This is a genomic window from Pseudoalteromonas luteoviolacea NCIMB 1944, from assembly GCF_001625565.1.
Classification (GTDB): Bacteria; Pseudomonadota; Gammaproteobacteria; order Enterobacterales; family Alteromonadaceae; genus Pseudoalteromonas; species Pseudoalteromonas luteoviolacea_F.
Map to the genome: position 1 here is coordinate 47260 of NZ_AUXS01000032.1, position 13326 is coordinate 60585.

Sequence of the window (13326 nt, forward strand, 5' to 3'; positions counted from 1 at the left end):
GTATAAGCGCCCAATTATGCTGGTCCTCTGTGAGTTATGACACATAAAAATAGCAAGCGCCCAAACACATCACCTAAAAATAGATCCAATGGCAATACTCGACGACGCCCTTCCAACGGCTCCAAAAAACCGCCAGTCAAGCCTGAGGATGTTAAGATTGTCTTATTCAACAAACCTTTTGACGTTTTATGTCAATTTACTGATGACCAACACCGAAAAACCTTAGCTGACTTTATCGATGTCAAATCAGTCTATGCTGCGGGTCGACTAGATCGCGATAGCGAAGGTTTATTACTTTTGACTAACTGCGGCAAGTTGCAGCACAAACTCACTGAGCCGAAAAAAAACACCGATAAAACCTATTGGGTTCAAGTAGAGGGAGTGCCCGATGAGCAATCACTCGAGATGCTGAGAAAAGGTGTCGAATTAAAAGACGGCATGACCAAACCCGCCAAAGTCGAAGTCATTGACGAGCCTGACATTTGGCCTCGAAATCCGCCAATACGAGAGCGAAAAAATATTCCCACAACGTGGTTAAGTATTACGATTTCTGAAGGGAGAAACCGTCAAGTTCGGCGAATGACTGCACACATTGGCTATCCAACCTTGCGATTGATTAGATACAGCATTGGCAAATATACACTCAGTGGTCTAAATAACGGGCAGTATAAGGTTTTGCAGCCAAATAAAGTCTAGGGAGTGTCTTTTGAGGGCGGCCAAATGCGTGCTATACTCACGACCTTTCAAATATTACATATAGATGTACAGCGATATTATGAGCGATAACAGTAACATTAAAGTCATTGTCGGCATGTCTGGCGGCGTGGATTCTTCAGTTTCAGCTTACCTTCTAAAAGAACAGGGCTATCAAGTAGAAGGCTTGTTCATGAAAAACTGGGAAGAAGACGATAACGATGAATACTGTGCCGCAGCTGAAGATCTAAAAGATGCACAAGCCGTATGTGAAAAACTGGGTATTGAACTGCATACTGTCAACTTTGCAGCTGAATACTGGGACAATGTATTTGAGTATTTCTTAGAGGAATACCGTGCAGGTCGCACACCAAACCCAGATATCATGTGCAACAAAGAAATCAAGTTCAAAGCTTTCTTGGAATTTGCAGCAGAAGCACTAGGTGCTGACTATATAGCGACTGGCCACTACGTTCGCCGTGAAGAGCGTGATGGTAAGTTTGCAATGCTAAGAGGCTTAGACAACAACAAAGATCAAAGCTATTTCTTATATACGTTAAGCCACGAACACGTTGCGCAAACACTATTCCCTGTCGGTGAGATTGAAAAGCCTGAAGTACGCCGCATTGCAGAAGAACAAGGTTTAATCACTCATAACAAAAAAGACAGCACGGGTATCTGTTTTATTGGTGAGCGCAAATTTAAAGATTTCTTGCAAAAATTCCTTCCTGCTCAACCTGGTATTATTGAAGATGCTGAAGGCAATCAAGTCGGCGAGCATGAAGGCTTAATGTATCACACCCTAGGTCAGAGAAAAGGCCTACTGATTGGTGGTATGAAGGAAGGCTCTGGCGAGCCTTGGTATGTCGTCGATAAAGATGTTGAGCGCAATGTCCTTGTTGTAGGTCAAGGTAAAGACCACCCTCGCCTGTATAGTAACGGGCTCAATGCCAATCAACTGCACTGGGTTGACCGCGAAGGCCCACAAGGAACCACTCGCTGCACAGTAAAAACTCGCTACAGACAAGAAGATATTCCATGTACTCTGCTGGTCGGTAAAGATGGCATGGCGCGCGTACTGTTCGATGAGCCACAAAAAGCAGTTACACCGGGTCAATCAGCGGTATTTTACTTAGATGATGCATGTCTTGGCGGCGGTATCATCGAGTCGGTGATCAAATAATGCAACCAAAAGCCGTTATTCCATTAGCAGCTATATGTCAGATAGCTAAGCTTGTTCAAAAATGCGCACGTTATGGCACTTTTAACGAAAACGAAGTCCATACTTTTTTGCAAAGTATACTAAATACGTCACCTCAAAACCCAGAGGACGTCTATGACGACCACTTCGCTTTAAAAGGTGGCTATCAAGCTTTGGTAGCACAATTATCCAGCGAAGGTGAAAAAGACGTTGAAATCGTAAAATACGTCGGTAGCTTGCTACAGCTTGAACGCGCTTTGTCTGCAAATAGCGCTGTATTTTCAGAGCTGGCCAAACGCATTGAACAAGTCGAAAGACAAACCTTACATTTTAATGTATACGACGAACAAGTATTAGGTGCACTCGCTGATATCTACACCCAAGTTATCAGCCCTGCCGGCCCTAAAATCCAAGTATTTGGTAAACCAGATTTACTTCAGCAAAGCCATATTCAACACAAAATACGTGCATTGCTGTTGGCAGGAATTAGAAGTGCTGTGTTGTGGAGACAACTAGGTGGTAAACGCCGCCATTTCTTTTTTTCTAAAAAGAAAATTATCGCCACTGCACAACAGTTTATATAAATTATCGTTCAAAAAAACCAATTAGTTAGGAGAAATTATGGAGCTTTCAGCGTTAACCGCTATCTCTCCAGTGGATGGTCGCTATGGTAGCAAAACCAAAGAGCTGAGAAGTATCTTTAGTGAGTTCGGTCTTATCAAATACCGTGTCACAGTTGAAGTTCGTTGGTTACAAGCTCTAGCAAAAGCAGACGCAATCAAAGAAGTGCCTGCTTTCAGTGATGAAGCTAATGCGATACTTGACGGCATTGTTGCAAACTTCAGTGAAGAAGATGCACAACGTGTCAAAGATATCGAGCGCACTACAAACCACGATGTTAAAGCAGTTGAATATTTGCTAAAAGAGAAAGTAGCGGATAATGCAGAGCTACAAGCTGTAAATGAATTCATTCACTTCGCTTGTACATCTGAAGACATTAATAACCTATCTCATGGTTTAATGCTAAGTGAAGCGCGCGATCAGGTGTTACTACCATACTGTGATAACCTACTTGCAGCAATCAAAGAAAAAGCAGTTGAGTACAAATCAGTACCAATGATGACTCGTACTCACGGTCAACCTGCTTCACCTTCAACTATGGGTAAAGAGTTTGCTAACGTTTATGTTCGTCTACAACGTCAGCGCGAGCAAATTGCTAACGTCGCTCTTTTAGGCAAAATCAATGGCGCTGTTGGTAACTACAACGCTCACCTAAGTGCTTACCCAGAGTATGATTGGCATGCACATGCAGAATCATTTGTAACTAGCCTAGGACTAACTTGGAATGCATTCACAACGCAAATTGAGCCGCATGATTACATTGCTGAGCTATTTGACGCAATTGCACGTTTCAATACAATCCTACTAGACTTTGATCGTGATGTTTGGGGCTACATTGCTCTTAACCACTTCAAACAAAAGACCATTGCTGGTGAGATTGGCTCTTCTACGATGCCGCACAAAGTTAATCCTATCGACTTTGAAAACTCTGAAGGTAACTTAGGCCTAGCCAATGCTATTTTCGCTCACCTAGCACAAAAACTACCAGTTTCTCGCTGGCAGCGTGACCTAACTGACTCAACGGTTCTACGTAACCTTGGCGTTGGTATGGGCTATGCGCTAATTGCATACCAAGCAACGCTAAAAGGCATCAGCAAGTTAGAAGTAAACGCAGATCGTCTTCTAGCTGAACTGGATGACAACTGGGAGCTGCTTGCTGAACCAATTCAAACAGTGATGCGTAAGTACGGCATCGAAAAACCATATGAGAAGCTAAAAGAGCTAACGCGTGGTAAGCGTGTTAATCAAGAAATCATGGCTGACTTTATCGATGGTTTAGACTTACCAGACTCAGTTAAAGCGGAAATGAAGTTGATGACGCCGGCAAACTATATCGGTCGTGCTGAAGCGTTTATTGACGAATTAAACTAATCTAGTCAAATAGATTTTATTAAGCGAAAGGAGCAGCTTTGTGCTTGTAACTTTCGCTTTTTTTATGGAGAAAATATGTACCAGCTGTCTATTAATAACATGACTCAAGAAGCGTTTTTGAGTCAGTACTGGCAAAAAAAACCCTTGTTAATTAAAGGAGGTTTCAAAGACTTTCAGGACCCCTTGTCTGCAGAAGAACTTGCAGGATTGGCAATGGAAGACAGCATTGAGTCTCGATTAATCACTAATCATGACGAAAATTGGCAAGCGCACCATGGTCCATTTGAAAACTTCGAAAAACTAACTGAAACAAATAGCACGTTATTAGTGCAAGCCGTTGATCACTGGCATCCACCAGCAGCCCAACTACTTGTCCCTTTCAGGTTTATACCCAATTGGCGAATCGATGACTTGATGGTGAGCTTTTCAACACCAAATGGTGGTGTAGGCCCACATTTAGATCAGTATGATGTTTTTATCATTCAGGGTGAAGGCAAAAGACATTGGCGCGTTGGTATGCCAAATGCCAACTTAAAGCAATTCACCAAAGATAAAGCCTTACTACAAGTCGAGCAATTTGAAGCAGTAATAGATCATATTTTAGAACCTGGAGATATTTTGTATATTCCTCCGGGCTGCCCTCATGAAGGGTATGCTGTTGAAAATGCACTAAACTATTCTGTCGGTTTTAGAGCACCAGACCAAAAGGACCTCATCAGTAGTTTTGCTGACCATGTCATTGACGAAGAAGCTGGCATAGAGCGATACAATGATCCAGAGCTGACTATAAGGTCTTCTCTTGGTGAAATAAACACACAAGATAAAACCAAAATACAAGCGATGCTATCGAGTCTGATCCATGATGATGAATTGTTTAGCAAGTGGCTAGGGACGTATCTCAGCCAACCCAAACACGATATGGATTTGGCCCCTCTAGAGGATGCGCTTGTTGCTGAACACTTAGAATCAGAAATTGAACTGGATGACACAATAGTTCGAGCTGGTGGTGTGCGAGCAATATACCAAAGCATCGGCGAAAATATACTATTGAGTATAAACGGTGAATCCTATCAATTGTCACAAACCGACCTAGAACAGGTAAAGTTGTTAACTGATAATACAAATTTTTTGTTTAAACAGGTAAAACCAGCGTTAATGAGCTTGGAATTCAAACAAACGTTAACTACGCTTATAAACGACGGGCTTTATTATGTCGAAGCTTGGTCTTAATGCCTGACTGACAGGGCCAACCATACAAAAAGGTGTCACGATATTTGGCACCTAAAATAATAATAGGGGTTGAAACTTCCCTTATTCGTCAGGGCGTGTTGTATGATTTTCGCTAAGAGGTAATCATGAATTATCACGTCGACAAAGTGAGTTGGAAACAAACTCAGGGACAGCTGCGCCAAATTCGTGAAAGAGTGTTTGTGTGCGAATTACACTTACCAAAACATGTTGAGTTCGATCAACATGATAAAACAGCAGATCATGTCTTAATCCGCGATGAAAATCACCAGGCTGTTGGTACAGGTAGGCTGTGCAGTGATGGGTTAATAAGCCGTATCGCAATTGTTAAAGACCACCGAAATAGACAAGCCTATCAATCTTTGATCGGATACCTAGCAGATCTTGCCCAGCAAAAAGGCCTTAAAGAAGTTTTTGTGCAATGTATTTTGGAAGAAGTGCCCACCTTTGTAAAATCAGGCTTCAGCAAACAAGGTGGTGTTTTTATGGAAGCTGGGATCCCAAGACAACGTCTTAAGTGCCCTGCTTCGATGATAAATTCAGAGCCATTTACGATGCTACACTAGCCCACAATTTGTCGTTGTTATAAATTGCATATATATCATGAGCTTTGTTGACAAGTAAGTTAGCAAAGTCAACTTGTGTTTTCTCTTTAACACCAGCGTTAATAATGCCGTCTGCTTTGAGTTGCCATTGATATGAAAAATATCTCAGCGCTTCTCTTGCATTGCTCGCAGCTTTGTCTCCTGTAGCATCAGTAGGAACTTGCCCTGTAATTGCCCAATACCCTTTTCCCTTTTCGTCTTGCAGCTTCCAAACAGCAATCGCCGGAGGCAAAATGCGGCACTCTTTTTCAATAATTTTATTGGTGATAATTCCTTTTTCTGCCAAATGGCGCTGCGCAGCTTGTAGTTGCTCTCTTTGCCACAATTGTAGTGACTGCTGCTGTTGTGATTTTGACATAATAAACCTTGCTTACTTTTATTCTAACGCGCTTCAACTTGTCTCTAACTCTATTAATTTCATTAACGACTTGCAACATAGAAACGCCAAAGCGCAGACATAAATTAAAATTTGCACAATAATCATACTTTACTAGGCTAAAATTAATCCAACTGAAGATTAAGTAACATGTTTTTGTTTGTATCTTACATAGTGCCAATATTGGTACTCGTTATTGGTTTAATATTTATTGACTCAGTAGCTATTTCAGTGCTAATGGCGGGTTTGTCTGCTGCAAGTTTGTTTATGCAAAAGTTGGCACTCGCACAACAGCAAGCCGAACAGCAAGAGGAACCTCCCCTACCCCACGAAAACATAATGCAAGAGCAACAAGAAGACCTTGCTTGTTTAGAGCAGCTCAGCAGTGTCATCATTCCTCAATTGATAGCCCAAGTTACAAGCGCCAGAGAGCAGACAAAAGGCTCAGTTGTAAACATGTCGGGAGAGTTTTCTAATCTCGTTGGCAATATATCAGCGACGCTAGATAGAACAGCCAATGATAGTGGGGCTAGTTTGCAAGACGTTTCAGAGTCTAGCCGAGACAAGTTAAATGGCGTACTCGCCTATATTGAACAAACCAACGACTCACAGGCACAAATGACTACGACCATTAAGGATCTAGTCGACAAAAGCAATGAACTTCAAACCATGTCAATAGATGTGTCAAAAATTGCCGAGCAAACCAACTTACTTGCGCTAAATGCATCAATTGAGGCGGCGCGTGCTGGTGAAAATGGTAGAGGCTTCGCTGTGGTCGCAGATGAAGTTCGCTCCTTGGCTAATTCAAGTGGTGAGACTGGTGTACGTATTGGTCAGCTTATAGAGAGTATTGCTAATGCAATGCGCTCTTCAATGGATTTAATGAACTCAGAACTAGAGAAAAAGCAAGTACTGACCGAAAAGTATCGGACTGAGATAAATACCGTTGTTGACGAATGGCTGGATCTATCGCAACACGTCGAATCTCATGCCGCTGAATTACATGCGTCAAACTTAGAAATTCGAGAAAAAATCTCACAGATCCTTGTTGATTTACAGTTTCAAGACCGAGTCGATCAGATCCAAGACAGCGTCACAATCGCTTTAAACATCATGATTGAAGAAATAGACCAATTTATTTTGAGTCGCAGAGAGTGCCAAACAGCCAAATTTAATCATCAGAGGATCAGTAATGAATTGAAAAAAACTGCCGCGACTAATGAGCAACGCAGCATCTTGTCCAAAGGTCGTGACGACGACACTGTTGATGATTTAACTTTCTTATGAGGACGTTATGAGTAAAACCATTCTAGTTGTAGACGATTCTGATTCTCTCAGACAAGTTGTAAACATTGCCCTAACAGGGGCGGGATTTAATGTTATCGAAGCCAGAGATGGTAAAGACGCTTTAACTAAGCTAAATGGCAATAAAATACACTTGATAATCAGCGATGTGAACATGCCCAATATGAACGGCATCGAATTTGTAAAGCAAGCTAAGCAATTACCACAATACAAGTTTACGCCTGTCATTATGCTCACTACAGAAAACCAGCAAAGTATGATGGAAGAAGGGAAAAAAGCAGGTGCCAAAGCTTGGATGGTCAAACCCTTTAAGCCAGCACAAATGTTGCAAGCAGTATCGAAACTTTTAATGATGTAGAGAATAGGTATGTCTGAGTGTTTTAAATTTCCAACAGAGCTGACAATTTACGAAGTTCAACAAACGTTCAATGAAATAAAGTCATATATTTCAGAAAAAGACAGCGTTTCTTTTGACTTCAGTGAGACCACGGAAGTCGATTCAGCAGGCCTGCAACTCATTATTTGGGTTGTTTATCATAGCCAAAAGATTGGTTTAAAAATTGATACAATCTCTACCAATGACATCATCGAAGCGCGCTGTCAAAAACTGGGTGTTGGCATGTCCACGCCCCCAAATGACTAAGGGGTAGTCATGTCTATTGATTTGTCTTCGGCCATAGCAACCTTTGTAACGGAATCAAAAGAACTGTTGCAAGAGATGGAGAATGGCCTTTTAGACTTGGAGTCTGAGACCTCTGATGAGCATGCGAGCGAAATTATCAACGCGCTGTTCAGAGCTATTCATACAATCAAGGGCAGCGCGGGCATTTTTGATTTTGTGCATGTCGTAACACTGACCCATATCGCAGAAACGTTATTGGAAAGTGCCAGAAATGGTGAACTGCAATTGGGCAAGGACTTAATCTCACTTTATCTAGAAACTAGAGATGCAACAGAAACACTCATCACACTCGCCGCAGCAGAGACGGAACCTGACCAAGATTTACTTAATAAAGTAAATCACTTAGTTTCTTGTTTCTCTAAGTATATTGATACAGATGTCGATGATGCCCAAGGTGAGGTGTTGAAAAAAACCACCTCGGGAAACCAACTTGATAACGAGCGCTGGATACTGTTTTTTGTACCTAATGAGAATGTGCTCAGGAATGGATTAGACCCCTACTCGTTCATTCACTATTTGAATTCAGAAACAGATGATCTCAAAGTCAGTACTTGGTTTGACTCGATGTTTGGACCACAACAATTTGATCCTGAGTCTAATTACTTGTCGTTTATAATATCATTCAATACAGACAAAACGGAAAATGACATCATTGACGTTTTTGAATTTATTCACAGTGAAGCATATATCGCCATTTTACCACCTAAAGGCGACGCTGAAATCCTCAAAGCCAGTATTCAGAAATATCAAGACATAGACTTTGTAACTCATTCTCTCAAAGAGGCAGACCCAGCTTTCGCTGACATAATGCAGTTGCTCAATCAAAAAGAAAAAGCACCTCCACCAGAACAATCCACTGCTCAGTCCGGAGCTGCACCAGCGGTAAATACATCAAAGCTCCATAAAAGCAAAACACTTCGGGTTGAAGCACTAAAACTCGACAGGCTCATAGATCAAGTTGGAGAGATGGTCATAACTGGCGCTAGAACTAACCTACTTGCTCATGAAACTGGCAACGAAACCTTAATAGAAGCAATGGCACTGCTTGAACGACTTGTCGAAAACATAAGAGACAGCTCGTTAAAGCTCAGAATGGTGCAAATTGGAGAAACGTTCAATAAGTTTAAACGCGTTGTACGAGATATTGCAGACGAGCTTGGTAAGCAAGTGGAGTTAACCATTGTCGGTGCAGAAACCGAGCTGGATAAAACGTTTGTCGAAAAAGTCAGCGATCCACTGATGCATATTGTAAGGAATGCCATAGATCACGGGATAGAAGACCCTGATACCCGACGCGCACAAGGTAAACCTGAGCAAGGACAGCTAACACTTAAAGCCTACCATGACTCAGGTTCAATAGTGATTGAAGTAAGTGACGATGGTAAAGGGTTAGATCAAGAAAAGATTTTAAAACGAGCAGTCGACAGAGGCCTAATCTCTGCAAATCAAACCTTGCAAGAAAAAGATGTCAACTTGTTGATTTTTGAGCCTGGATTTTCCACTGCAGAGTCTATCACCAATATTTCTGGACGCGGTGTGGGCATGGATGTCGTAAAGCGAAATATCGACAGCTTGCGAGGCAGTGTTGAAGTTGAAAGCACACCGGGACAGGGGTCGACCATTTTAATTCGCTTACCTCTTACTTTGTCTATTATCGATGGCTTTATGTTCGAGGTTCATAAAGAAAACTATGTCATTCCATTGGATACCGTTGTCGAGTGTTTAGAACTTCATGAAGTTGTATCTGAGCAAGATATTCAGGATAAAAGTTATATCAATTTAAGAACCGAAGTACTGCCATTTATACGGTTAAGAACCTTATTTGGCATAGAAGAGCAAATAGATCATACCAGAGAATCTCTGGTCATTGTTCAGTTCGGCACGCTGCGTGCTGGTTTGGTAGTAGACTCGCTTAAGGGCGAGTTCCAAACAGTTGTAAAACCACTAGGAAGGTTGTTCGAAGGACTCAAATGTATTAGCGGTGCGACCATTTTAGGTAGCGGAAATGTCGCCATTATTTTAGACGTTTCCGCACTAATTAAGTCTGCAATTTCAGTTTATGAGGCGTTAGAGAAAAAGCATTAGGTAATCCCGGAGAGCTAACATGTTTAAGAACTTTACAATTCGCAACAAGATTATTCTTGCGATGTTTACCATGGGGGTATTGTTATTAGTCATAGCAATGTCTGTTCAGCTTAAAAACGGAGAAATTGAAGAGTTTGCGGTAGACGTCGGTAAAGTGGATATACCTGAAACAATCTACGCATTAAACATGTTGGATGAGCTTGGGGATATGAACAGTAATGTACTGGAGTATATTGCCGGGGAGTCTGACGAGAGCGAGGATTTTCGCTCGAATTACAATGAGTTTATTCGTTACTTAGAAGATTTGAAACAACTTGGGACGGTGAATAATTCTCTATTGAGACAACTGGAAGAATTAGTAACCCGCTACGCCAATGAAAATCAAGAGTTGATTTTTGACCGCTTCGACCCATTGTTAGAAGCAAAGGCGATTGATAAATACGACTACTTAAACAAAGAGTTTGCTATCCCGCTTGAGCAACTTCTAGATACATTGAAAGAAGAGGAAGTCGCCGATGCAGGCAGCAGCGGTGATTTCAATGAAGTGGTGAACGATGACCTACCTGGCGTTCGCTATTACCTAGAGTTAATTGATGAACAAGGCGATATGATGAGCTCCCTAAATGCTTATATGCGCGGTGCATTAGGTGCAGACTCAGCATTTGAAAAAGATGCTAGAACATTCTCTGGGTTTTTAGCTGATATCAAGCCCCTTGAGAGAAAACCGCCAGAAATAAAAGCACTGAGTGAGGTCGAGCGGATGTACCTCGAGCTATACAATGGTGGTAAAGAGATTTTTGCCATGTATGATCCGCGCAATAAAATCAAGGCATCTAAGGATGTTGACCGTCTAGAACATGAGGTATTCAACAAAATCGAAGACCTCTTGGAAGAGATATCAAATGAAGCCATTCAAGAAGGTGATGAATCTCTCAACGCTTTAGTCACCGCAGCTCGAGAAAGTATATCATTAGTCTGGGCTCTATTAGTTGTGGCCATTGTGCTGGCTACAGCCACAGCTGCGTTTCTGATCCGGGGTATCGTTATCCCCATTAACGCACTCGCTGAAGCAGCAGAAGACTTGCGATCAGGTGAAGGAGATCTAACAAGGCGCATTCCTGATTTTGGCAATGATGAAATAGGAGAAACTGCACGCAGCTTCAATGGCTTTATTGAGCGTCTGCAAAATATCCTGCTAGACATTCAAGAATCTGTTGAATCTATTGCCCACAGCACTAACGAAGTGGGAACAACATCTCGAATGCTCAGCTCTACGTCGAACCAACTCGCAGCAAGCGTAGAGGAAACCTCCGCATCCTTAGAGCAAATGAGCTCCTCTATCTCTATGAATACAGAAAATTCTAAGGTAACCAATGACATTGCCAAGCAATCAAGTAGCGAAGCAAACGATGGTGGCCGCGCTGTAAAAGATACCGTTAAAGCTATGACGCAAATTGCTGAAAAGATAGGAATAATCGAAGACATCGCCTACAAAACTAATTTACTTGCACTCAACGCCGCAATTGAAGCGGCAAGAGCTGGGGAACATGGTAAAGGGTTTGCTGTGGTAGCTGATGAAGTCAGAAAGCTTGCAGAACGCTCACAAGTGGCTGCACAAGATATCAGTACACTGGCAGATAACAGCGTGAAAATAGCGCAACATGCAGGAGGAATGCTTGACAGAATGGTGCCCAATATTGGTAAAACCGCAGATTTGGTACAAGAGATCACCGCAGCGTCAACAGAGCAAAGCACGAGTGTTGCTGAAATCAACCGAACTGTCTCGCAATTAGATGAAATTGCGCAGCAAAATGCGTCAGCATCGGAAGAACTAGCTTCAACCGCCAAAATGGTGCAAGACCAAACCAGTGATATTCGCTCTACAGTGAACTACTTCAAACTCAGTAACGATAGGCAAATGATGAAGTTGAGACGTTCTGTACAAGAAGCAAAGTCATCAAGTTCAATGCCAGAAGAAGGCTATACACCGTTTGATGAGTAAATGTTATGACAGATCATACTAGTCAAAGTAGTTTAGTCGACAAAGATAAGTATTTGGCGTTTGAGCTCAACCATGCCTCTTATTCCATCAACATCTCTTTGGTCAAGGAGATCATGGAATATATTGAAGTTGATCCGATCCCCATGGCACCCGAGTTTATTATTGGCGCGATTAACTTACGCGGAGAGGTTATTCCAGTTTTTGATCTCTCCTTGCGCCTTGGTAAACAATCTCAAGAAATCACCAATCGAACCTGCATAATTATTGCCGAATGTCTGTTCAATAATCAGGAAATTACAATTGGCTTGAAAGTGGATATGGTCACCAAAGTGCTCGATATTTCCGGTGCAGACATCGATGCAGTGCCAAGTATTGGTGGTCAGTTTCACAGTCGATTTGTACTTGGATTGGCCAAGTTGCCCGATAAGCTAATGACAATCTTAGACATATCTAAAATTCTCACGTTAGATGAGCTAAAACTCATTGAGGACCTCAATAACGCAGATCTCAACGAAACATCCCTAGAATCCGAAGACAATATAGAAACACAAGAAAACTTAGATGAAGAAGCACCAAATGAGGTAAACCATGAGTGATGGCCATCAAGAACTGCCCCATATTCAACAAAAAGGTGAACTGAGATACTTGTTTGTCAAGGTAGGCCATGATCACTTTGGGATCCCTATCGACTCTGTAAAAGAAGTCATTGAATTGGTTGAAACAACCATGGTCCCAATGTGTTCTGATGTAATTCGCGGCGTGATCAATGTCCGTGGCAGCGTGATACCCGTGTTAGACCTACAAAGCCGCCTCGGTCTAAAATCAGTAACCCCTTATGACAAATATAGCTGTATCGTCTTGTACGACTTCTTTGATCAATCATTGGAGGAGTCAATGACGCTTGGCATGTTAGTGAACAGTGTCGTGTCTATCGAGTTTATTGACCTGAACAAGCTCGAGTCCTCCCCTTCCTTTGGTTCTAACATCCCTCGCCACTTTGAGTGGAAAATGGCAAAGATTAATAACAAGTTGACCACATTATTGGACATTGCAAAAGTGCTCAATGTGAATGAAATCAACTCTACGTTAAAACATGAACAAGAGCAGTTCTTTATCAATTACTGCCAAAGGTAACTC

14 protein-coding genes are annotated in these 13326 nt (G+C 41.9%); 13 read left to right on the forward strand and 1 reads right to left on the reverse strand.

The features are described 5' to 3' along the window. The first annotated feature begins 36 nt into the window (after nt 1-36). From N483_RS11655 to N483_RS11680, 6 genes are all read left to right on the forward strand, one after another. Nucleotides 37-696: an rRNA large subunit pseudouridine synthase E gene (locus N483_RS11655; RefSeq protein WP_023401676.1), complete on the forward strand. Its 660-nt coding sequence runs from the start codon at nt 37-39 to the stop codon at nt 694-696. A 79-nt stretch (nt 697-775) separates the two neighbouring features. After that, nucleotides 776-1876, forward strand: coding sequence for a tRNA 2-thiouridine(34) synthase MnmA (gene mnmA, locus N483_RS11660; protein WP_023401675.1), 1101 nt, complete (start codon nt 776-778; stop codon nt 1874-1876). After that, nucleotides 1876-2478: a high frequency lysogenization protein HflD gene (gene hflD, locus N483_RS11665; RefSeq protein ID WP_023401674.1), complete on the forward strand. Its 603-nt coding sequence runs from the start codon at nt 1876-1878 to the stop codon at nt 2476-2478. Before mnmA ends, hflD begins: the two co-directional genes overlap by 1 nt. Before the next feature lie 37 nt (nt 2479-2515). Next, complete coding sequence (gene purB, locus N483_RS11670) at nt 2516-3886, forward strand: adenylosuccinate lyase (protein ID WP_023401673.1); 1371 nt, start codon at nt 2516-2518, stop codon at nt 3884-3886. A 75-nt stretch (nt 3887-3961) separates the two neighbouring features. Further along, entirely contained in the window at nt 3962-5116 is a 1155-nt protein-coding gene (locus tag N483_RS11675; protein ID WP_023401672.1) for a cupin domain-containing protein, read from the forward strand. 125 nt (nt 5117-5241) lie between these two features. Further along, complete coding sequence (locus N483_RS11680; protein WP_023401671.1) at nt 5242-5700, forward strand: GNAT family N-acetyltransferase; 459 nt, start codon at nt 5242-5244, stop codon at nt 5698-5700. Here the strand turns inward: N483_RS11680 and N483_RS11685 are convergent. Continuing rightward, nucleotides 5684-6097, reverse strand: coding sequence for a DUF4826 family protein (locus N483_RS11685; RefSeq protein ID WP_023401670.1), 414 nt, complete (start codon nt 6095-6097; stop codon nt 5684-5686). The two genes, N483_RS11680 and N483_RS11685, sit on opposite strands and share 17 nt — an antisense overlap. 168 nt (nt 6098-6265) lie before the next feature. Here N483_RS11685 and N483_RS11690 point away from each other — a divergent pair, with 168 nt between their 5' ends. From N483_RS11690 to N483_RS11720, 7 genes are read left to right on the forward strand one after another with little or no spacing between them, the layout of a single operon-like run. After that, a complete protein-coding gene (locus tag N483_RS11690) occupies nt 6266-7402 on the forward strand; it encodes a methyl-accepting chemotaxis protein (protein WP_023401669.1) in 1137 nt (378 codons plus the stop codon). 7 nt (nt 7403-7409) lie between these two features. Beyond that, nucleotides 7410-7778, forward strand: coding sequence for a response regulator (locus tag N483_RS11695; RefSeq protein ID WP_023401668.1), 369 nt, complete (start codon nt 7410-7412; stop codon nt 7776-7778). A 9-nt stretch (nt 7779-7787) separates the two neighbouring features. After that, nucleotides 7788-8063, forward strand: coding sequence for an STAS domain-containing protein (locus tag N483_RS11700; protein ID WP_023401667.1), 276 nt, complete (start codon nt 7788-7790; stop codon nt 8061-8063). Between the two features lie 9 nt (nt 8064-8072). Further along, nucleotides 8073-10187: a chemotaxis protein CheA gene (locus N483_RS11705; RefSeq protein WP_023401666.1), complete on the forward strand. Its 2115-nt coding sequence runs from the start codon at nt 8073-8075 to the stop codon at nt 10185-10187. 19 nt (nt 10188-10206) lie between these two features. Further along, complete coding sequence (locus N483_RS11710; RefSeq protein ID WP_023401665.1) at nt 10207-12189, forward strand: methyl-accepting chemotaxis protein; 1983 nt, start codon at nt 10207-10209, stop codon at nt 12187-12189. A 5-nt stretch (nt 12190-12194) separates the two neighbouring features. Then, nucleotides 12195-12785, forward strand: a complete 591-nt coding sequence (locus tag N483_RS11715) for a chemotaxis protein CheW (protein WP_023401664.1) — start codon at nt 12195-12197, stop codon at nt 12783-12785. Next, complete coding sequence (locus tag N483_RS11720; RefSeq protein ID WP_023401663.1) at nt 12778-13323, forward strand: chemotaxis protein CheW; 546 nt, start codon at nt 12778-12780, stop codon at nt 13321-13323. The genes N483_RS11715 and N483_RS11720 overlap by 8 nt, the downstream gene beginning before the upstream one ends. Nucleotides 13324-13326 lie beyond the last annotated feature (3 nt).